This window comes from Azospirillum largimobile (assembly GCF_977007025.2).
On sequence record NZ_CDRMUA020000002.1, the window covers coordinates 697,851 to 715,987 of the forward strand.

Here is an 18,137-nt window from a genome sequence, read left to right on the forward strand (position 1 = left end):
GCCACCCTCTTCTCTTCGGAGCCTGTTACCCCCATGAGCACTGCCAAGCCGATCCGCCGTTACCGGCAGACGAAAATCGTCGCCACGCTGGGTCCGTCCTCCTCCTCGCCCGCGATGATCCGCCGCCTGTTCGAAACCGGCGTCGACGTCTTCCGCCTGAACTTCAGCCACGGCAGCCACGAGGACCATGGCGAGCGCGTCCGCGCCATCCGCGCGCTGGAGGAAGAGACCGGCCGCCCCGTCGCCATCATGGCCGACCTGCAGGGTCCGAAGCTGCGCCTCGGCCGCTTCGCCGATGGTCCGGTGACGCTCACCGCCGGCCAGTCCTTCTGCCTCGACCTGTTGTCGGAGCCGGGTGACGCCCGCCGGGTCGGCATGCCGCATCCGGAGATCTTCGCCGCCCTGGTGCCGGACGCCGAGCTGCTGCTGGACGACGGCAAGGTGCGGCTGCGGGTGACCGCCTGCGGCGCTGACTTCGCCGAGACCGTGGTGGTTTCCGGCACGAAGCTGTCCGACCGCAAGGGCGTCAACGTCCCCGGCGTGGTGCTGCCGCTGTCGCCGCTGACCGCCAAGGACCGCGCCGACCTCGACTTCGCCCTCGACCAGGGGGTCGACTGGGTGGCGCTCAGCTTCGTCCAGCGGCCGGAGGACGTGGCCGAGGCGCGCAAGCTGATCGGCGGCCGCGCCGCCCTGCTGTCCAAGCTGGAGAAGCCGCAGGCGATCCAGCACCTCGACCGCATCGTCGAGATGTCGGACGGCGTCATGGTGGCCCGCGGCGACCTGGGCGTGGAGATGCCGCCGGAGGACGTGCCCTCGATCCAGAAGCGCATCGTCCACGCCGCCCGTCTGGCCGGCAAGCCGGTGATCGTCGCCACCCAGATGCTGGAATCGATGATCTCCGCCCCCGCCCCGACCCGTGCGGAGGCCTCCGACGTCGCCACCGCGGTGTTCGACGGCGCCGATGCGGTCATGCTGTCGGCGGAAACCGCGTCGGGTGAATATCCGATCGAAGCGGTGGCGATCATGGACCGCATCGCCCGGCGGGTTGAAGGCGACACGCTCTACCGCACCATGATGGACGCGCAGCACGCCGATCCGGAACAGACCGCGTCCGATGCCATCACCGCCGCAGCCCGTCAGGTCGCCCACACGATCAAGGCGGCGGCCATCGCCACCTACACCACCAGCGGCTCCACCACGCTGCGGGCGGCGCGCGAACGGCCGGAGGTGCCGATCCTCTGCATGACCGAAAAGGCCGCCATCGCCCGCCGCCTCGTGCTGGCCTACGGCGTCCACGCCGTGCTGACCGAGGACGTGCAGAACTTCTCCGACATGGTGCACAAGGCCGCCCGTCTGGCCTTCGTCCATGGGCTGGCCGAGGAAGGGCAGCGGCTGGTCATCACCGCCGGCGTTCCGTTCGGCATGCCGGGATCGACCAACATCCTGCGCATCGCCTGGGTCGAGGCGCCGAGCCGTCAGGACCGCGAGCGCGACACCCAGGCCCGTCAGCCGATGGAGCTTACCGAGGCCTGATCGGCAGCCCGGCATAACCGCAGCGTCTGCCAGCATTCAGGCTTCCGTTTCGAGGAACCGGAAGCCTGACTGCTGGCAGCAAGCGAATAGCCGACCGACCTTCAGGTCCCGCCTCCTAGACGAGGCGGAGGATCGATCCACTCCCATGCAATCCGCGACCGTCCGATAAATATCAGGGTTTCCCCCAATAGCATCGCGCCGGAATTTGCGGTGCCGCCGCAGAACATTCTTGAGACAACACCTTCGCTTCATCGGCGGCTACTGTCAGCCTGGATAGACAATTAACCTTTTCTTCGGTGCTTCACGAATAAGGATGAGCTCTGGCACCTTGGTGCCGGTGATCGTCATCCTTTTCGATCCGGGACAATGCACCAAGCCCTGACCGCCGAGCCGACCGCCGGATTCGACTGGCTTCCGGACCGCAAGCCGGCTCCGGTGGATGCCGTGTACGACGCGCTTCCGGTGGGGATCGCGTTCCTCGACCGGCGGCTCCGTTGCCTGCGGATGAACCGGCGCATGGGCGCCATGGCCGGGCTGCCATCCTCTTCGGCGGCGGGGGTCTCGCTGGCCGACCTCTGGCCGGAGGCGGAAGAGGCATTGCACGCGGCCCTTCCGGCCGTCCTGGCCGGCGCGGTGGTCGAGGGCATCCTGCTGACCGGCACCGACACGGTCCTGGTCGCCGCGCTGCATCCCCACCGCGACGAGGACGGAGCCGCTCTACTCTGCGTCGTCGAGGATCGTACCGAACTATGGCGCCGGGAGGCCGACCTCCGGCAGTTCGAGGAGCTGCATCGCCACACGCTGGAGCAGAGCGACCTCTATCCCTGGTGCAGCGACCCCGACGGCACGCCGCGGACGACGCCACGCTGGCGCGACCGCATCGGCCTGACCGCCGGGCAGACCGCCACCGCCGAAGGGTGGAGCGCCGCACTCCACCCCGACGACTGCGCGCCCTTCGCCGCCGCCTGGGCCGTGGCGCTGAATTGCGGCACGCCGCTTGAAATCGACCTGCGCCTGCGCATTGCCGGAGGAGAGGCGCAAGGCGGCGACGGCTATCGCTGGTTCCGTCGCCGCGCCTCCGCCCACCGCGGCGGGGATGGCCGCATCCTCCACTGGTATGGCACCGACGAGGATATCCACGAGCGCCGCCTGGCCGAGGACGCGCTCCGCGAGAGCGAGGACCATTACCGCCATTCGGTCGAACTGAACCCGCAATTCCCCTTCACGCTCGATGCCGACGGTCGGCTTCTGGAAGTTTCGTCGCGCTGGCGCGCCCTGGTCGGCCTGACCCACGAGGAGACGCTGGGGCATGGTTGGATGGGCGCCGTCCACCCCGACGACATTGGAAGCACCCTGAACAATTGGGCCGACGCCATGGCGACCGGCGTCCGGATCGACCATGAAAAGCGCATCCGCATGGCCGACGGCAGCTATCGCTGGTTCCGCGGGCGTGCCGCGGCCCGGCGCGACGCGACCGGCCGGGTCGTGCGTTGGTACGGCTCGACCGAGGACATCCACGAACGGAAGATGACGGAAGCCGCCCTGCGCGAGAGCGAGGCCTTCGCCCGCCAGATCCTCGACAACACGCCGGAATGCGTCAAGGTCCTGGACATGGAGGGGCGGCTGACCTTCATGAGCATCCCCGGCCTCGCCCTGATGGAACTCGACAGCTTCGACTGCGTGAACGGCCAACCCTGGGAAACATTCTGGCCCGAGGAACGGCGGGCGCAATTGCGGACTTCGGTGGAAACCGCGCGGCAAGGCGGCACCGCCCGCTTCATCGGCTTCTGTCCGACGGCCAAGGGCACGCCCAAATGGTGGGACAATCTGGTCTGCCCCCTGCCCGGCCCCGATGGGCGACCGCAGCGGCTGCTGGCGATCTCCCGCGACATCACCGACATCCAACTGGCCCGGCAAAAGGCGGACGAGTCCACGGCCCTGCTGTCCAGGGTGCTGGAGAGCACGACCGACAGCGTGGTGTTCGTCGACCGCGACTGGCGCATCACCTACCGCAACCCGGCCGCCGCCGCCATCCATGAAGGCTGCGGCATCCGGCTGGGTGACGACTTCTTCGGCGCCTTTCCGCAGCAGACCGGCACCCGCGAGCTGTTCCGCAAGGCGATGGTGGAGCAGCGGCCGGTGGTCTTCGAGGAGTTCGTCACGGCGCTTGGCGAATGGACGGAGGTTCATGCCTTCCCCACCGCGCAGGGGCTGTCGGTGTTCTTCCGCAACGTCACCGAACGCCGCCGCATGGAAGAGGAGCGGCGCGCTGCACAGGAGAAGATCGCGCGCCTCGCCCGTCTGGATTCGCTGACCGGCCTGTCGAACCGCCTCTATTTCCAGGAAAGGCTGGAGCAGTCCCTGCGCGAGGCGACACCCGACTGCGTGATGGCGGTCCACTACATCGACCTGGACCAGTTCAAGGCGGTCAACGACACGCTGGGCCACCCGGCCGGCGACGCGCTGCTGCGGCAGGTGGCCGACCGGCTGCGCGGCTGCATCGGCCCGGCCGACCTCGTGTCGCGCTTCGGCGGCGACGAATTCGCCATCCTCCAGCCCGGCCTTTGGGGACCGGGAGAGGCGGAGGAGCTTGCCCGCTGCATCGTCTCCGCCCTGGCGCAGCCCTTCGACATCGACGGCGCCCAGATCCAGACCGGCACCAGCATCGGCATCGCCCTGTCCCACCGCGACGGGACCGACGCCGATTCGCTGATGAAGGCGGCGGACATCGCGCTCTACCGCGCCAAGGCCGACGGCCGCAACACCCACCGCTTCTTCGCGCCGGAGATGGCGGAACGGCTGAAGGCCTTCCACGACCTGAAGCTCGGCCTGCACGACGCCCTGCGCCATGACGAGTTCGAACTGCACTACCAGCCGCTGATCGCCACCGACGACGGCCGCATCCGCGGGTTCGAGGCGCTGATCCGCTGGCGCCATCCCGGACGCGGCCTGATCAGCCCGGCCGACTTCATCCCGGTGGCGGAGGAAACCGGCCTGATCGCCCCCATCGGCGAATGGGCCCTGCGCACGGCCTGCCGCGAGGCCATGCGCTGGCCGGACGGGATCGGGGTCAGCGTCAACGTCTCCTCCGTCCAATTCCGCAACAAGGGACTGGTCGATGCGGTGCGCAACGCACTGGCCGAGACCGGCCTCGCCCCCGCCCGTCTGGAGTTGGAAATCACCGAATCCGTCCTGCTGCAGGACGACGACACCAACCTGGATACCCTGCGGGAGCTGCGGGCGCTCGGCACCCGCATCGTCATGGACGATTTCGGCACCGGCTATTCGGCGCTGGGCTATCTCTGCCGCTTCCCCTTCGACAAGGTGAAGATCGACCGCAGTTTCGTCGCCGATCTGCCGCGCTGCACCGGGTCTACCGCCGTGGTGCAGGCGGTGGCCGGCATGGGCCGCAACCTCGGCATCGTCATCACCGCAGAGGGGGTGGAGGACCGGGCGCAGCTCGACGCCGTCCGCCGGCTGGGCTGCCACGAGGCGCAGGGCTACCACGTCTCGCGCCCGATTCCCGCGGCGGAGGTGCCGGCGCTGATCAATCGTCTGCAGGGCGGCCGACTGCAGAGGGACCGTCTTCAGGGTGGCGGCTGACCCGGCGAGCCGCTGGACCGCAACGCCTTCCGGCGCCGGCTGTTCTGGTACGGGAACGCTTCCTGCCAGGACACCGACCCGGAGGATACCCATGGCAAAGACCACCACCGACCACGACGAGATCCGCCGCTGGGCCGAAAGCCACGGCGGCAAGCCCGCCGTCGTCCGCAGCACCCATGACGAAGACGGCGGCAAGAACCGCAAGACCGGCGTCGGCCTGCTGCGCCTGATGTTCCCCAAGGCCCGCCAATCCGACCATGGCGAGTTGGAGGAGATCGACTGGAACGAGTTCTTCCAGCAGTTCGAGGACTCCAAGCTGGCGCTGCTCTATGAGGAGGGCTCCAACTTCAACAAGCTGATCGGCCGCGATACCGCCGAGAAGCGGGAGCACGGCGACCACAAGGCGGCACGGCACTGATGGATCGCCGGGCGGCGGCCGACCGCCCGGCATTTCCCCACCCCGCACGGCACCGCCATCAGTCCAGGTCCAGCAGCGGGCCGAAGGCCTCCTCCAGGCTGGTGCGGTGCAGGCCGAGCTTTGCCGGGTTGCCCGGCGTCAGGTTCACGGCGCGGATCAGGCGGCGCAGCACGCGGCCATCGGCCACATCGACGTCGACGATGTTGATGCAGCCGTAATCCTGTTCGAAGGCCGACAAGGCGGACAGGCCGGCCCCACAGGCCCAGGACAGCAGCATGCGGTTCACCCCGTCATGGGCGGCCAGCGCAAGATGGGTCCAGCCCGGTTCGCGCACCAGCGCCTCGATGGCCGACACCACCCGGTCGCGGACCGCCGCGAAACCGTCGCCGCCGGCAAAGCTGCCTTCTTCGGTGGCGGCGTCGAAGCCGTAGACATACGCGGCCTCGCGGTTTTCCTTCGGAATGCCGGCCAGCCGCCCGGCGCGGATTTCCAGGAAGGCCGGGTGGTCCTCCACGGCCAGCCCATGCGGTTCGGCGACCAGTTCCGCCGTCTGCCGCGTGCGGGCGAGACCGGAACACAACACGCGGTCGAGCGGTACGGCGGAGAGCAACCCGCCGGCCGCCCGCGCCTCTTCCCGCCCGCGCTCGGTCAGGGCGGCCAGCTTCGGGTTCAGCGGCTTGCCGTCGGCATCGTAATAGGCGACATGCCCATGGCGAAGCAGGTACAGGCGCCGCCGAGCGACGGTGCCGTCCAGCGGCGCGAACAGGCTCATCGACCGGATCCCGGCGTTTCGGACCCCGGCGTTTCGGACTTCGGTGCTTCGGGCTTCGGTGTTTCGGTTGCCAGCCGCTTCGGATTGCTCACCGCCAGCCTTGCCCGCGTGATGTCCATCAGCACCGCCCGCAGGGCGGCCTGCCGCTCGGCGGAATCGAACCGGCCGGCGTCGATGTCAGTGCAGAGCCGGGGAAGCAGCGCCCGCAGATCGCCCTTGGCATTGATTAGTCCGCCGATGGCCGCGGCAAGCTCCGCTTCGGCCTTGCCGCCGGCCGCCAGTTCCCGTTCGGCCATGCCGAGCGCGTTGGCGATCATCAGCGCGGTGAAGCGCTGATCGGCCGGGATCACCGGCAGGATCGACTCGCGGAAGCTGCGCAGCGCGATGGCGACGAGGTCGCCGGCCTTGGGATCGTCGTTGATCATACGAAACCTCCGCGCGCCGCGACGGCGTCCAGGTGCAGCAACAGGTCCATTTCGATCTCCGGCAGCATCCGCCCGGTCAGCGCCAGTTCCAGCGACGGCTCGGTGCCGGAGATGTGGCGGTTGGCCTGCTGGATCGCGATAACCGCCCAGCGCATGCAGGCGGCGGCCTCCCAATAGGCGACGGCATGCGGATCCACGGGACGGCCGGCGGTCTCCTCATAGCCGGCATAGAAGTCGGCCCGGTCGGCGATGCCGCCGGCCTCGCGGTCGTTGCGGCCGAAGCGCCAGCAGGCGGCGCAGAACCAGCCCAGATCCTCCATCGGATCGGACCAGCCCGCGAACTCCCAATCGATGATTGCGGACAGCCGGCCGTCCTCGACCATGTAGTTGCCGGTGCGGTAATCGCGGTGGCACAGCACGAGATCGCCGGGGGGCAGCGCGTTGCGTTCCAGCCAGCGCAGGCCATAGGTCAGCACCGGATCGGTCACCGCATAGCGCCCAGCCCAGCGGCGGAAATCGGCCGTGGCCTGCAGCGCCGCCGTCGGTTCGGGCAGGTCCAGGAACTCCAGCCCCGGCGTCCCCGGCCGCACGCGGTGGATCAGGCCGAGTTGCCGGCCGAGCTCGCGGGCCAGATCACGCTGCGGCGCGTCGCTCTTGACGATTCGGAAGCCGGCGGCGACGCCCGCCGCCCGCCGCATGATGTAGAAGGGCGCGCCCAGCATCGCCGGATCCGATCCGACGAACAGCGGCTCCGGAACCGTGGCGCCGACCGCGAAAACGGCACCCAGCACCGCCGCCTCCTGAACCTTGCCGAGGCTGGCCGACACGCCCGAGGCCGATCCGGTGCGCAGCACGCAGGCATGGCGGCCATCCAGCCGCCCCCCGTCAATCTCCAGCGTCACCGCCAGGTTGAGCGAGATGGCGCCGCCGCTGAGCCGTCCCTCCTCCGTCACCGTCACGGCCCTGGCCCCGGTTTGCCCGGCCAGCCAGGATTCCAGCGCGGCCTTCCGCTCCGCGGTCAGGCCGGTATCGCCGCCGCTCATCGCCAACCCCAGAAATCGTCGCCCTCGGCGAGATAGCTGCGGCTCAGCACCATCTTGTGGACCTCCGACGCGCCGTCGACCAGCTTCGCCTGCCGGGCGTAGCGGTAGATCCATTCCAGCACGGTGTCCTTGGAATAGCCGCGCGCGCCGCAGAGCTGGATCGCCGTGTCCGCCGCCTTGAACAGCGTGTCGGCGACCTGGACCTTGGCCATCGACACCTCCTTGCGGGCAAAGCTTCCGCTGTCCAGCGCATGGGCGGCCTTCATGGTCAGCAGCCGGCCGATCTCGATCTGCATCGCCGTCTCGCCCAGCATCCACTGCACGCCCTCATGCTCGGCCAGCGGCATGCCGAAGCTCTCGCGCTCCTTCACGTAAGCCGCGGCGATCTCCAGGCAGCGCTTGGCAAGGCCGGTCCAGCGCATGCAGTGGGTCAGCCGCGCCGGCCCCAGGCGAATCTGCGTTGCCTTCAGCCCGTCGCCGACCTTCATCAGCACATTCTCGTCCGCGATCTCCAGACCGTCGAAGATCAATTCGCAATGGCCGCCATGCTCTTCCGGCCCCATGATCGGGATGCGGCGCTCGATGCGCCAGCCGGGCTGGTCCTTGTCGAACAGGAAGGCGGTCAGCCCCTTGCGCGGATCGGCGGACGTGCGCGCCATCAGGATGAAGTGCTGCGCCGCGTCCGCCCCGGTGATGAACCATTTGCGCCCCGTCACGACCCAGCGGTCGCCCTTGCGCTCCGCCCTCGTCTTCATCATCGACGGGTCGGAGCCGCCGCCGGGATGAGGTTCGGTCATGGCGAAGGCGCTGCGCACCCGTCCCTCGACGATGGGGGCGAGCCAGCGCTCCTTCTGGGCCGGCGTGCCGACCATGCTCAAGAGCCGCATGTTGCCGTCGTCGGGGGCGGCGGCGTTGAAGCAGACCGGGCCGAAGATCGACCGGTTCATCTCCTCGTAGCAGGCGGCGACGCCGACCATCGGCAGCCCCTGCCCGCCCACCTCCTTCGGCAGCTGCAGCGTCCACAGGCCGGCGGCCTTGGCCTTGGCGCGCAAGGTCGCCAGGGGGGCGTCGGCGATGTTCTCGTGCTCGTCCCAGTTGGCGCGGTCGGCCTCGACCGGGAGGATCTCCTCCTCGACGAAGGCGCGCACGCGGCGGCGGTAGTCGTCCAACTCCGGGGGAAGGGTGAAGTCCATGGAACGGCTCCGTTCTTTACAGGGAGGACACCAGATGGCCGCCGTCGACGGCGAGAACCGATCCGGTCATGTAGGCGCCGGCGTCCGACGCCAGCAGCAGCAGCGGGCCGTCCAGATCGGCCAGCCGGCCGAGGCGGCGCTGCGGGATGCGCTTGACCAGCGCCTTACCGGCATCGCTGGCGAAGAATTCGGCGTTCAGTTCGGTTTCGACGTAGCCGGGGCACAGCGCATTGACGCGGATGTCGTAGCGGGCCAGTTCCAGCGCCATCGCCTTGGTCAGATGCACCAGACCGCCCTTGGCGGCGATGTAGGACGATACTTGGCCGGCAACCCGCATGCCGAGGATCGACGCGATGTTGACGATCGCCCCGCCCCGCCCGCCGCCCTGCGCGTCGTCGCGCATGCGCCGCGCCACTTCGCGGGCGACGCGGGCGCAGCCGGTCAGGTTGGTGTCGATCACCCGGTCCCACTCCTCCTCGCTCATGTCGAGGAAGGGGCGCGTGGCGGTCACGCCGGCATTGTTGACCAGGATGTCGATGCGGCCGAGCCCGTCCCAGGCCTGCCCGACCGCCGCCGAGACGGAGCCGGCATCGGTGACGTCCATCGCGACGACCAGGGCGGTGCCGCCGGCCGCCTCGATTGCGGCCTTCGTCTCGGCCAGCGCGTCGGTGCGCCGGGCGGCCAGCGCCACACGGGCGCCCGCCTTCGCCAGGACCCCGGCGAAATGGCGGCCCAGGCCGCTCGACGCGCCGGTGACCAGCGCCGTCCTGCCGGTCAGGTCGATGGTGAAGCTCATGCTTCCTCCCGTGGTTGGGCCGTGGTTGGGATTTCTTCGTGGGCGCCGCGGCAGGCGCACCGAACAGCGCTCTTGAAAAAACGAGCGAGCGCTCGCTTTATATCTCCGACGCCCATCCTGTGCAAGAACGTTTGGCGTCACGAACAATAGGACCCGACCGCATGAGCAGCTTTCAGGAGTTCCAGGCCCGGCACGATCTGTCGATGGAAGCGCTGTGCGCCCGCATCCTGGAACGCCATGCCGCGACCATCCGGGTGAAGAAGCCGGCGGTCGCCATCGCCAACCTCGCGCGGATCGTGGAGACGACGCTGACGCTGGCGAACCGCAAGGGCTTCCATTCCACGAGCCTGCGCGACCTGACCGAACAGTCGGGGCTCAGCATGGGTGCGCTCTACGCCTATTTCGACAGCAAGGACACGCTGCTGATGATGATCCTGGGCCAGGTCGTCGGCGTGGTGGAGGAGGTGCTGGGCCGGCCGCCGGAGGCACTCGCGATGGATCCCGCAGGCCGGCTGCGCTGGCTGTTGGAAACGCACCTTTATCTGACCGAGGCGATGCACCCCTGGTTCGTCTTCGCCTACATGGAGGCGAAGGCTTTCCCGAAGGAAGGTCGCGAACTGGCCGTCAGCAGCGAGATGATGACGGAATCGATGATCGCCGACGCGCTGGCCGACGGCGTCGCCCGCGGGCTGTTCGCGGTGCCGGACGTGACGATGGCCGCGGTGCTGATCAAGCCGATGCTGCAGGACTGGTACGTGAAGCGCGCCAAACACCGCCGCCGCGGCGTCACCCCCGACCTCTACGCCGAGCAGTTGATCGCCTTCGTCGAGGCGGCGGTGGGGCTGAGGACGATGCAGGCGGCGGGGCGCTGATCCTAAGATGTCGCCCAGCCAAAGCCCCTCTCCCCTCGCGGGAGAGGGGTTGGGGTGAGGGGTGCAAACTTATGAAACCGACTGCCTTCGGCAGTTACCCCTCATCCCAACCCTTCTCCCGCAAGGGGAGAAGGGCATTCGTAACGGGATGTGGCTGCTCGGACCTGAAACGCGACAGTACCGGCATCGGACTACTTCACCAGCGGACAGCCGCCCTTGTCCATGGGCCGGTAGGCCTCGTCGCCGGGAATGGTGGTCAGCACCTTGTAATAGTCCCACGGCCCCTTGGATTCGGCCGGGGTCTTCACCTGCATCAGGTACATGTCGTGGACCATGCGGCCGTCGGCGCGCAGCTTGCCGCCCTTGGCGAAGGCGTCGTTCACCGGCGTCTCGCGCATCTTCACCATCACCGCCTTGGCCTCGTCGGTGCCGGCGGCCTCGATGGCCTTCAGGTAATGGCGCACGGCGGAATAGCTGCCGGTCTGGATCATGCTGGGCATCTTGCCGGTCTTGGCCATATAGGCCTTGGCGAAGGCGCGGGCATCGTCGTCGCGGTCGGCATTCCAGCCATCCATCAGCACCAGCCCCTGCGCCGCCTTGAGACCCAGGGAATGCACGTCGGTGGGGAACATCAGCAGGCTCGCCAAGGTCTGCCCGCCCTGCGGCAGGCCGAACTCCTGCGCCTGCTTGATCGAGTTGGCGGTGTCGCCGCCGGCATTGGCGAGCGCGATGACCTTCGCCCCCGACCCCTGCGCCTGCAGCAGGTAGGAGGAGAAGTCGGCCGTGTTCAGCGGATGCCGGACGGAGCCGGTGACCTTGGCGCCGTTGGCCTTCAGCACCTCCGTCAGCGACTGCTCCAGCGCATGGCCGAAGGCGTAATCGACGGTCAGGAAGTGCCAGCTGTCGCCCAGGATCTTGGCACCCGCCTTGCCCATGCCCTGGGCCAGCGCATAGGTGTCGTAGGTCCAGTGCGCGGTGGTCGGCGAACAGGCCTCACCGGTCAGCTGTGCCGCACCGCCGCCGGAGATCAGGAAGATGCGGTTCTTGCGCTTGGTGATGTCCTGCACCGCCAGCGCGACGGAGGAGGTGGGGACGTCGACGATCACGTCCACCTGCTCGGTGTCGATCCACTTGTTGACCAGCGACGCGCCGATGTCCGGCTTGTTCTGGTGGTCGGCGAAGATCACCTCCACCGGCTTGCCGGCGACCTTGCCGCCCATCTCCTCCACCGCCATGCGCACCGCCTCGACCGAGCCCATGCCGGTCGGGTCGGCATAGACGCCGGTCATGTCGTTCAGAACGGCGATCTTGACCTTGCCGTCGGAGATCTGAGCTTGGGCCGAGGCTTGAGTGGCCCCGGCGATCAGCGCGGCGGAACAGACACCGGCGGCCAAAATCCAGCGTTTCATGGATGTTTCCTCCCTGTTGGTTTGTTTTTTGGACGGTCAGAAGGCGACGTTGTCGCCGCCCTTGGTCTGCAGCATCGCCCGCGCCTCCTCCGGCGTGGCGATCTCCAGGCTCAACTCTTCGAGGATGCGGCGGATTTTGGCGACCTGTTCGGCGTTGGAGGTCGCCAGCTTGCCGCGGCCGGCATAGAGGCTGTCCTCCAGCCCGACGCGGACGTTGCCGCCGAGAATGGCGCTCAGCGTGACGAAGGACATCTGGTGGCGCCCGGCGGCCAGCACCGACAGGTAATAGTCGTTGCCGAACAGCCGGTCGGCCGTTGCCTTCATGTGCATCAGGTTTTCCGGATCCGGGCCGATGCCGCCGAGAATGCCGAAGATGCATTGCGTGAAGAAGGGCGGCTTGACGATGCCGCGGTCGGCGAAATGCGCGAGAGTGTAGAGATGGCCGACGTCGTAGCACTCGAACTCGAACCGGGTGCCGACGTCGCCCAGTTCGCGCATGCCGCGCTCGATCTGGGCGAAGGTGTTGGACAGGATGAAGTCGGTGGTCGACTCCAGATAGGGCTTCTCCCAGTCGTGCTTGAAACTGTCGAACTTCGCCGCGGCGCCGGAGATGTTGAAGTTCATCGACCCCATGTTCATCGACGCCACTTCCGGCTGCGCCCGCTTGGCCGCGGCAAGCCGCTCGTCCAGCGTCATGCCCAGCCCGCCGCCGGTGGTGATGTTCAGGATGGCGGCGGTCTGCTGCTTGATGCGCGGCAGGAACTCCATGAACAGGTCCGGCGAGGGCGAGGGCTTGCCGGTGTCCGGATCGCGGGCGTGCAGGTGGAGCATCGCCGCACCGGCCTCCGCCGCCGCCACGGCGTCGCGGGCGATCTCGTCCGGCGTGACCGGCAGATGGGGCGACATGGTCGGCGTGTGGATCGAACCGGTCACCGCGCAGGTGATGATGACCTTGTCGGCGCGCTTCATCAGGTGTCTCCTCCCTCTTTTTTCGTGATGTCGAGGCCGGTCGGGGTCAGGTCGGGCCGCGTCAGGCCGGCGGGCGCACGGCCCCGGATGCTCCGCTCTTACCCAGGCCGTTCATCAGCAGGTCGATGCACTGGGCGGCGATGTCGTGGGCGCTGAGGCCGCCGTTCGGCTGGTACCAGCGACCGATCCAGCTCAGGGCACCCGCCACGGTGAAGGCGGCGATCTTGGGATCGCAGGGGGCGATGCAGCCTTCGGCGATGCCGCGTTCGATCAGGCGGCGGAACTTGCGGTCGATGCTGCGCTTCAGGGACCGCAGCGTGCGGCGGCTTTCCTCCGTCAGCGGTTCCTCGCCGACGCGGATCACGCACATGCCGAAGTCCATGGTGACGATCTCGGCGTATTTGCGCATCACCGCGATCAGCTCCTCATAGGCGCTGCCGTCATGGCCGATCACGTCGTTCGAGGCCTCGTCGAGCATCTCCAGCCCGATTCGCACGCACTCGAACAGGATCTCCTCCTTGTTCCGGACGTAATAGTAGATGGTCGGCTTGGTGACGTTCAGACGCCGCGCGATGTCGTCCAGCGAGGTGTTGTGATAGCCCATCTCGTTGAAGGCCCGCGCCGCCGTCCGCAGCACGGCGACGCGCTTCGCCTCCCGCTCCGTCTGGCGGTCGGATGACGCCTTCCATGGCGATTCGCTGTCCAAAGAATCCTGCATCGCGTCATCACTCCGTTCCGGCACGCGCTCATCCCCCAGACTTTGCATTCCCCTCCGCTTCCGTCCATCGCCCCGACGGCAGCGACAGCGATAGCCGCAGCAGCCGATTGATCACTACACATACTGTTGACCAGCGCATCAATCTGCCTCATCCTACTCGCAAGTAACATGCCTTCCAACAAGTATGTTGAGGGCGCAAACATCGAGGGAGGAGGAACGCATGGACAGCATTGCCCTGGCCCGGACCGACAGCATCGGCGCGGCACTCGCCCGCAGCGCCCGGCGCAACGCCACGCGGACCGCCCTGACCTACGAGGAGCGGGACTGGAGCTTTTCCGGCCTGCATCTTGCGGCGCTGCGGGTGGCCCGGCGGCTGGGGGATTTGGGCATGCGCCCCGGCGACCGGGTGGCGGCCTATGGCCGCAACTCCGACGCCTATGTGATTGCTTGGCTCGGCTGCGCCATCGGCGGCTTCATCCATGTGCCGATCAACTACGCCCTGTTGGGAGAGGAGCTGTCCTACATCGTCGAGCAGTCGGGCGCCCGCATGGTGCTGCACGACCCCGACCTCGCCGCCAACCTTGAGGGCGTACGTGCCGCCGGCCGGGTGGAGCGGTTCGGCACGCTGACGGACGGCGGCGATGGCCTGGACATCCTGGCGGTGGCGCTCGACGAAACGGCCCCGGCAGAGGTCGATACGGCGGTTCGCGCCGACGACGTGGCGCAGCTTCTCTACACCTCCGGCACCACGGCGGCGCCGAAGGGCGCGATGATGACGCACGGCGCGCTGCTGGCGGAGTATCAGAGCTGCATCTACAGCTGCCGCCTCGACCAGGACGACCGCTCGCTGGCCGCCCTGCCGCTCTACCATTCGGCGCAGATGCATGTGTTCGTCATGCCGCAGCTTCTGATCGGGGCGACGACGCGGCTGATCCAGGCCCCGGCGCTGAAGCGCTGCCTGGAGCTGATCGAGCGCCACGGCATCACCTCCTTCTTCGCGCCGCCGACGGTCTGGGTCGGGCTGCTGCGTCATGCCGATTTCGACGCGCACGACCTGTCATCGCTGCGCAAGCTCTATTACGGCGCGTCGATCATGCCGGTGCCGGTTCTGCAGGAGCTGCGCCAGCGGCTGCCTAACGCCCAGGCCTTCAACTGCTATGGCCAGAGCGAGATCGGGCCGCTCGCCACCGTCCTGCGGCCGGAGGAGCATGAGGCGCGCCCCGCCTCCGCCGGGCGTCCGGTGCTGAATGTCGAGACGCGGGTCGTCGATCCCGACATGAACGACTTGGCCCCGGGCACCCATGGCGAGATCGTCCACCGTTCCCCCCAGCTGATGGTCGGCTATTGGGGCAAGGAGCAGGAAACGGCGGAGGCCTTCACCGGCGGCTGGTTCCATTCCGGTGACGTCGGCTATTTCGACGAGGAGGGCTATCTCTATATCGTTGACCGCATCAAGGACGTCATCAACACAGGCGGCGTCCTGGTCGCCAGCCGCGAGGTTGAGGAGGCGATCTACACCCACCCGGCAGTGGCGGAGGTGGCGGTGGTCGCCCTGCCCGATCCGAAATGGATCGAGGCGATCAGCGCCTTCGTCGTGCTGCGCGACGGCCAGACCGCGACGGAGGAGGAGCTGGTCGCCCATGTCCGCCAGCATCTGGCCCACTTCAAGGTGCCCAAGCGGATCGAGTTCCTCGACACCCTGCCCCGCAACACCGCCGGCAAGCTGCTGAAGCGCGAACTGCGCAAGTCCTACAGCGCCTGAGCCTCATTTCCGACGGATACAGCCCCTCTCCCCTTGCGGGAGAGGGGTTGGGGTGAGGGGGCGCAAGCCTGATTCCCTCCAGCCTTTGGCCGGCAGCACCCCTCATCCCAACCCGCGGGTCGGCAAAACGCCGTTGGCGTTTGGCCGATCCCGCCCCACAAGGGGAGAAGGGCATCCGATCCAGATGCGTTGCTGTTCAAGTTTCAAACGCGATAGCCCGAACCGACCACCCGTACTCAAGGAACGAATGCGATGAACCACGCCTTCGTCGCGGGCCGCACCCGCTTGCCCGCCATTCTCCCGGAGGGCGCGTGATGGAAAGGGCAATCCGCAAGGTCGCGGTGATCGGCGCCGGGTCCATGGGATCGGGCATCGCCGCGCAGTTCGCCAATGGCGGCGTGCCGGTGCTGCTGCTCGATATCGCCGGGCCTGACGGCGACCATTCCGCCCCGGCCCGCGCCGGGGTGGAGCGGCAGGTGAAGGCGCAGGGCTTCATGGGCCCGTCCGCCGCGGCGCTGGTCGGCGTCGGCTGCATCGAGGACGATCTGGCTGCCGTCGCCGACGCCGATTGGATCGTCGAGGCGGTGGTGGAGGATCTGTCGGTCAAGCGCCGGCTGTTCGCCCGGCTCGACGCCCTGCGCAAGCCGGGGGCGGTGGTGTCGTCCAACACCTCCACCATCCCGCTGGCGCAGCTGACGGAAGGGGCGTCGGAGGCCTTCCGCCGCGACTTCGTCATCACCCATTTCTTCAACCCGCCGCGCCACATGCGGCTGATGGAGCTGGTCGCCGGCCCCTGCACCGCGGCGGAGACCGTCGCCCTGGTCCGCGAGGCTGCGGAGACGGTGCTGGGCAAGACCGTGGTGGACTGCCGCGACACGCCGGCCTTCATCGCCAACCGGCTGGGCTGTTACTGGATGTCGGTCGCTGCCATCGAGGCGCTGCGCCACGGCCTGACGGTGGAGCAGGCGGACACGGTGGCCGGTGCGCCCTTCGGCGTGCCGCGCACGGGGATCTTCGGGCTGCTGGATCTCGTCGGCATCGATCTGGTGCCGCTGGTGTGGGGCAGCCTGCTGGGCGCCCTGCCGCCCGAGGATGCCCACCACCGCCACGACCTGGCCGCCGAGCCGCTGATCCGCCGCCTGATCGCGGAAGGGCGGATCGGCCGCAAGGCCAAGGGCGGCTTCTACCGCCTCGCCCCCGGCGGCAAGGCACGCGAGGCGCTGGACCTCGCCACCGGGGAGTACCGTCCGCAGGCCGACGTTGCGGCCAACCGCGATCCGGCGGCGCTGATCCGGCAGGAGGATGCGGCCGGACGCTATGCCTGGGCGGTTTTGTCCAACAGCATCGCCTACACCGCCGCCGTGGCCGGGGAGATCGCCGACGACGTGGCGGCCATCGACACCGCCATGCGGCTCGGCTATGGCTGGGCCGAGGGGCCGTTCGCGCTGGCCGACCGGGTCGGCTGCGCCACCATTGCCGACCGGCTGGCGGCGGAGGGACGCGAGGTGCCGCCGCTGCTCGCCGCCGCCGCGGCTGAGGGCGGCTTCTACCGCCGCACCGCCACGGGGCGGGAGACCCGCAGCACCGTTGGCGCCTGGACGCCCGTCCGCCGGCCACCGGGCGTGCTCGACCTTGCCGAGGTGAAGGAGCGCGGACCGCGCTTCACCGGCAACGGGTCGGCCTCGGTCTGGGACCTGGGCGACGGCGTCGCCTGCCTGGAATTCCACACCAAGATGAACGCCATCGACCAGGGCATCCTCGCCATGGTCGCGGAGGCGGCGGAGCGGGTGCCGGCGGAGTTCCGCGCCCTCGTCCTCTACAACGACAATCCGCGCGCCTTTTCCGCCGGAGCCAATCTCGGCTATTTCGTCGAGCGGCTGGAAGCGGAGGACTTCGCCGCCCTGGAACGCTTCGTGGAGCAGGGGCAGGCGGCCTTCCGCGCGCTGAAGCATGCCGCCATCCCGGTGATCGGCGCGCCGGCCGGGCTGGCGGTCGGCGGCGGCTGCGAGGTGCTGCTGCATTGCGACGCCATCCAGGCCCATGCCGAGACCTACATCGGGCTGGTCGAGTTGAAGGTCGGCATCATTCCGGGCTGGCGCGGCACGGCGGAACTGCTGCTGCGCTGGGGCCGAAGGACCGACCGGCCCGCCGGTCCGGAGGGAACGTCTCAGGCGGCTTTCGGGACCATCGCCGGGGCGCGCATCACCGGCTCGGCGCTGGAGGCGCGGGCGCTCGGCTATCTGCGGCCGGAAGACGGCATCACCATGGGCCGCGACCGGCTGCTCGGCGATGCCAAGTCGAAGGCTCTGGCGCTGGCCGAGGGCTACCGCCCGCCCGGTGTGGGCTCCGTCGCCCTGCCGGGTCCGGCGGGGCGGCAGGCGTTGCAGGCCATCGTCCGGGGCTGGCGGCAGGACGGGCGGGCCAGCGCCCATGACGAGCTGGTCGCGGACTGGCTGGCCGGCGTGTGCTGCGGCGGACCTGGGGCCGGGCCGCGGACTTCCGTCGACGAGGACACGCTCGCCGCGCTGGAACAGGAGGCCCTGTCCGCCCTGATCCGGGAACCGGCGACCCGCGCCCGCATCCGGCACATGCTGGACACCGGCAAGCCACTGCGGAATTGAGGA

At 68.7% G+C, this 18,137-nt stretch carries 14 protein-coding genes; 6 read left to right on the forward strand and 8 right to left on the reverse strand.

Translation table 11 applies throughout. The features are described 5' to 3' along the window. The first annotated feature begins 33 nt into the window (after positions 1-33). The 3 genes from pyk to ACWPKK_RS16400 all read left to right on the forward strand — a co-directional run bounded on the left by pyk (position 34) and on the right by ACWPKK_RS16400 (position 5,554). Positions 34-1,533, forward strand: a complete 1,500-nt coding sequence (pyk, locus tag ACWPKK_RS16390) for a pyruvate kinase (RefSeq protein WP_452006093.1) — start codon at positions 34-36, stop codon at positions 1,531-1,533. A 366-nt stretch (positions 1,534-1,899) separates the two neighbouring features. Next, a complete protein-coding gene (locus ACWPKK_RS16395; protein WP_452006095.1) occupies positions 1,900-5,136 on the forward strand; it encodes a sensor domain-containing protein in 3,237 nt (1,078 codons plus the stop codon). Positions 5,137-5,227: 91 nt separating this feature from the next. Beyond that, positions 5,228-5,554 (forward strand): hypothetical protein, encoded by a 327-nt coding sequence (locus ACWPKK_RS16400; RefSeq protein WP_149226579.1) that lies wholly within the window; start codon positions 5,228-5,230, stop codon positions 5,552-5,554. Positions 5,555-5,612: 58 nt separating this feature from the next. On the opposite strand, the gene ACWPKK_RS16405 is transcribed toward ACWPKK_RS16400, so the two are convergent. From ACWPKK_RS16405 to ACWPKK_RS16425, 5 genes are read right to left on the reverse strand one after another with little or no spacing between them, the layout of a single operon-like run. Further along, positions 5,613-6,326 carry a histidine phosphatase family protein gene (locus ACWPKK_RS16405; RefSeq protein ID WP_452006097.1) on the reverse strand — a complete coding sequence of 238 codons (714 nt, stop codon included), beginning with the start codon at positions 6,324-6,326 and terminating at the stop codon, positions 5,613-5,615. After that, complete coding sequence (locus ACWPKK_RS16410) at positions 6,323-6,751, reverse strand: DUF6285 domain-containing protein (RefSeq protein ID WP_452006099.1); 429 nt, start codon at positions 6,749-6,751, stop codon at positions 6,323-6,325. The genes ACWPKK_RS16405 and ACWPKK_RS16410 overlap by 4 nt, the downstream gene beginning before the upstream one ends. Next, a complete protein-coding gene (locus ACWPKK_RS16415) occupies positions 6,748-7,794 on the reverse strand; it encodes a phosphotransferase family protein (protein ID WP_452006102.1) in 1,047 nt (348 codons plus the stop codon). Before ACWPKK_RS16415 ends, ACWPKK_RS16410 begins: the two co-directional genes overlap by 4 nt. Then, positions 7,791-8,987, reverse strand: a complete 1,197-nt coding sequence (locus ACWPKK_RS16420; protein WP_452006105.1) for an acyl-CoA dehydrogenase family protein — start codon at positions 8,985-8,987, stop codon at positions 7,791-7,793. The genes ACWPKK_RS16415 and ACWPKK_RS16420 overlap by 4 nt, the downstream gene beginning before the upstream one ends. Before the next feature lie 16 nt (positions 8,988-9,003). Next, positions 9,004-9,783 carry a glucose 1-dehydrogenase gene (locus tag ACWPKK_RS16425; protein WP_452006108.1) on the reverse strand — a complete coding sequence of 260 codons (780 nt, stop codon included), beginning with the start codon at positions 9,781-9,783 and terminating at the stop codon, positions 9,004-9,006. Between the two features lie 161 nt (positions 9,784-9,944). On the opposite strand from ACWPKK_RS16425, the gene ACWPKK_RS16430 reads away from it, so the two are divergent. Next, positions 9,945-10,655, forward strand: a complete 711-nt coding sequence (locus ACWPKK_RS16430; RefSeq protein ID WP_452006110.1) for a TetR/AcrR family transcriptional regulator — start codon at positions 9,945-9,947, stop codon at positions 10,653-10,655. A gap of 191 nt (positions 10,656-10,846) precedes the next feature. Here ACWPKK_RS16430 and ACWPKK_RS16435 read toward each other — a convergent pair whose 3' ends face one another. The 3 genes from ACWPKK_RS16435 to ACWPKK_RS16445 all read right to left on the reverse strand — a co-directional run bounded on the left by ACWPKK_RS16435 (position 10,847) and on the right by ACWPKK_RS16445 (position 13,751). Further along, positions 10,847-12,064 (reverse strand): ABC transporter substrate-binding protein, encoded by a 1,218-nt coding sequence (locus ACWPKK_RS16435; protein ID WP_452006113.1) that lies wholly within the window; start codon positions 12,062-12,064, stop codon positions 10,847-10,849. Between the two features lie 36 nt (positions 12,065-12,100). Continuing rightward, a complete protein-coding gene (locus ACWPKK_RS16440) occupies positions 12,101-13,033 on the reverse strand; it encodes a BKACE family enzyme (RefSeq protein ID WP_324867907.1) in 933 nt (310 codons plus the stop codon). Between the two features lie 61 nt (positions 13,034-13,094). Then, positions 13,095-13,751 (reverse strand): TetR/AcrR family transcriptional regulator, encoded by a 657-nt coding sequence (locus ACWPKK_RS16445; protein ID WP_452006116.1) that lies wholly within the window; start codon positions 13,749-13,751, stop codon positions 13,095-13,097. Positions 13,752-13,971: 220 nt separating this feature from the next. Here ACWPKK_RS16445 and ACWPKK_RS16450 point away from each other — a divergent pair, with 220 nt between their 5' ends. Both ACWPKK_RS16450 and ACWPKK_RS16455 read left to right on the forward strand, forming a co-directional pair. Continuing rightward, on the forward strand, positions 13,972-15,513 hold the full coding sequence (locus ACWPKK_RS16450; protein ID WP_452006119.1) for a fatty acyl-CoA synthetase: 1,542 nt from the start codon (positions 13,972-13,974) through the stop codon (positions 15,511-15,513). A 314-nt stretch (positions 15,514-15,827) separates the two neighbouring features. Continuing rightward, positions 15,828-18,134: a 3-hydroxyacyl-CoA dehydrogenase NAD-binding domain-containing protein gene (locus ACWPKK_RS16455; RefSeq protein ID WP_452006122.1), complete on the forward strand. Its 2,307-nt coding sequence runs from the start codon at positions 15,828-15,830 to the stop codon at positions 18,132-18,134. Positions 18,135-18,137 lie beyond the last annotated feature (3 nt).

Excerpts from the sequence above, each read along its gene's own strand:
- ACWPKK_RS16410 (WP_452006099.1), bottom strand. The coding sequence starts at position 6,751 with ATGATCAACGACGATCCCAAGGCCGGCGACCTCGTCGCCATCGCGCTG.
- ACWPKK_RS16435 (WP_452006113.1), bottom strand. The coding sequence starts at position 12,064 with ATGAAACGCTGGATTTTGGCCGCCGGTGTCTGTTCCGCCGCGCTGATC.
- ACWPKK_RS16425 (WP_452006108.1), bottom strand. The coding sequence starts at position 9,783 with ATGAGCTTCACCATCGACCTGACCGGCAGGACGGCGCTGGTCACCGGC.
- ACWPKK_RS16445 (WP_452006116.1), bottom strand. The coding sequence starts at position 13,751 with ATGCAGGATTCTTTGGACAGCGAATCGCCATGGAAGGCGTCATCCGAC.
- ACWPKK_RS16440 (WP_324867907.1), bottom strand. The coding sequence starts at position 13,033 with ATGAAGCGCGCCGACAAGGTCATCATCACCTGCGCGGTGACCGGTTCG.
- pyk (WP_452006093.1), top strand. The coding sequence starts at position 34 with ATGAGCACTGCCAAGCCGATCCGCCGTTACCGGCAGACGAAAATCGTC.
- ACWPKK_RS16420 (WP_452006105.1), bottom strand. The coding sequence starts at position 8,987 with ATGGACTTCACCCTTCCCCCGGAGTTGGACGACTACCGCCGCCGCGTG.
- ACWPKK_RS16450 (WP_452006119.1), top strand. The coding sequence starts at position 13,972 with ATGGACAGCATTGCCCTGGCCCGGACCGACAGCATCGGCGCGGCACTC.
- ACWPKK_RS16405 (WP_452006097.1), bottom strand. The coding sequence starts at position 6,326 with ATGAGCCTGTTCGCGCCGCTGGACGGCACCGTCGCTCGGCGGCGCCTG.
- ACWPKK_RS16430 (WP_452006110.1), top strand. The coding sequence starts at position 9,945 with ATGAGCAGCTTTCAGGAGTTCCAGGCCCGGCACGATCTGTCGATGGAA.
- ACWPKK_RS16400 (WP_149226579.1), top strand. The coding sequence starts at position 5,228 with ATGGCAAAGACCACCACCGACCACGACGAGATCCGCCGCTGGGCCGAA.
- ACWPKK_RS16415 (WP_452006102.1), bottom strand. The coding sequence starts at position 7,794 with ATGAGCGGCGGCGATACCGGCCTGACCGCGGAGCGGAAGGCCGCGCTG.
- ACWPKK_RS16395 (WP_452006095.1), top strand. The coding sequence starts at position 1,900 with ATGCACCAAGCCCTGACCGCCGAGCCGACCGCCGGATTCGACTGGCTT.
- ACWPKK_RS16455 (WP_452006122.1), top strand. The coding sequence starts at position 15,828 with ATGGAAAGGGCAATCCGCAAGGTCGCGGTGATCGGCGCCGGGTCCATG.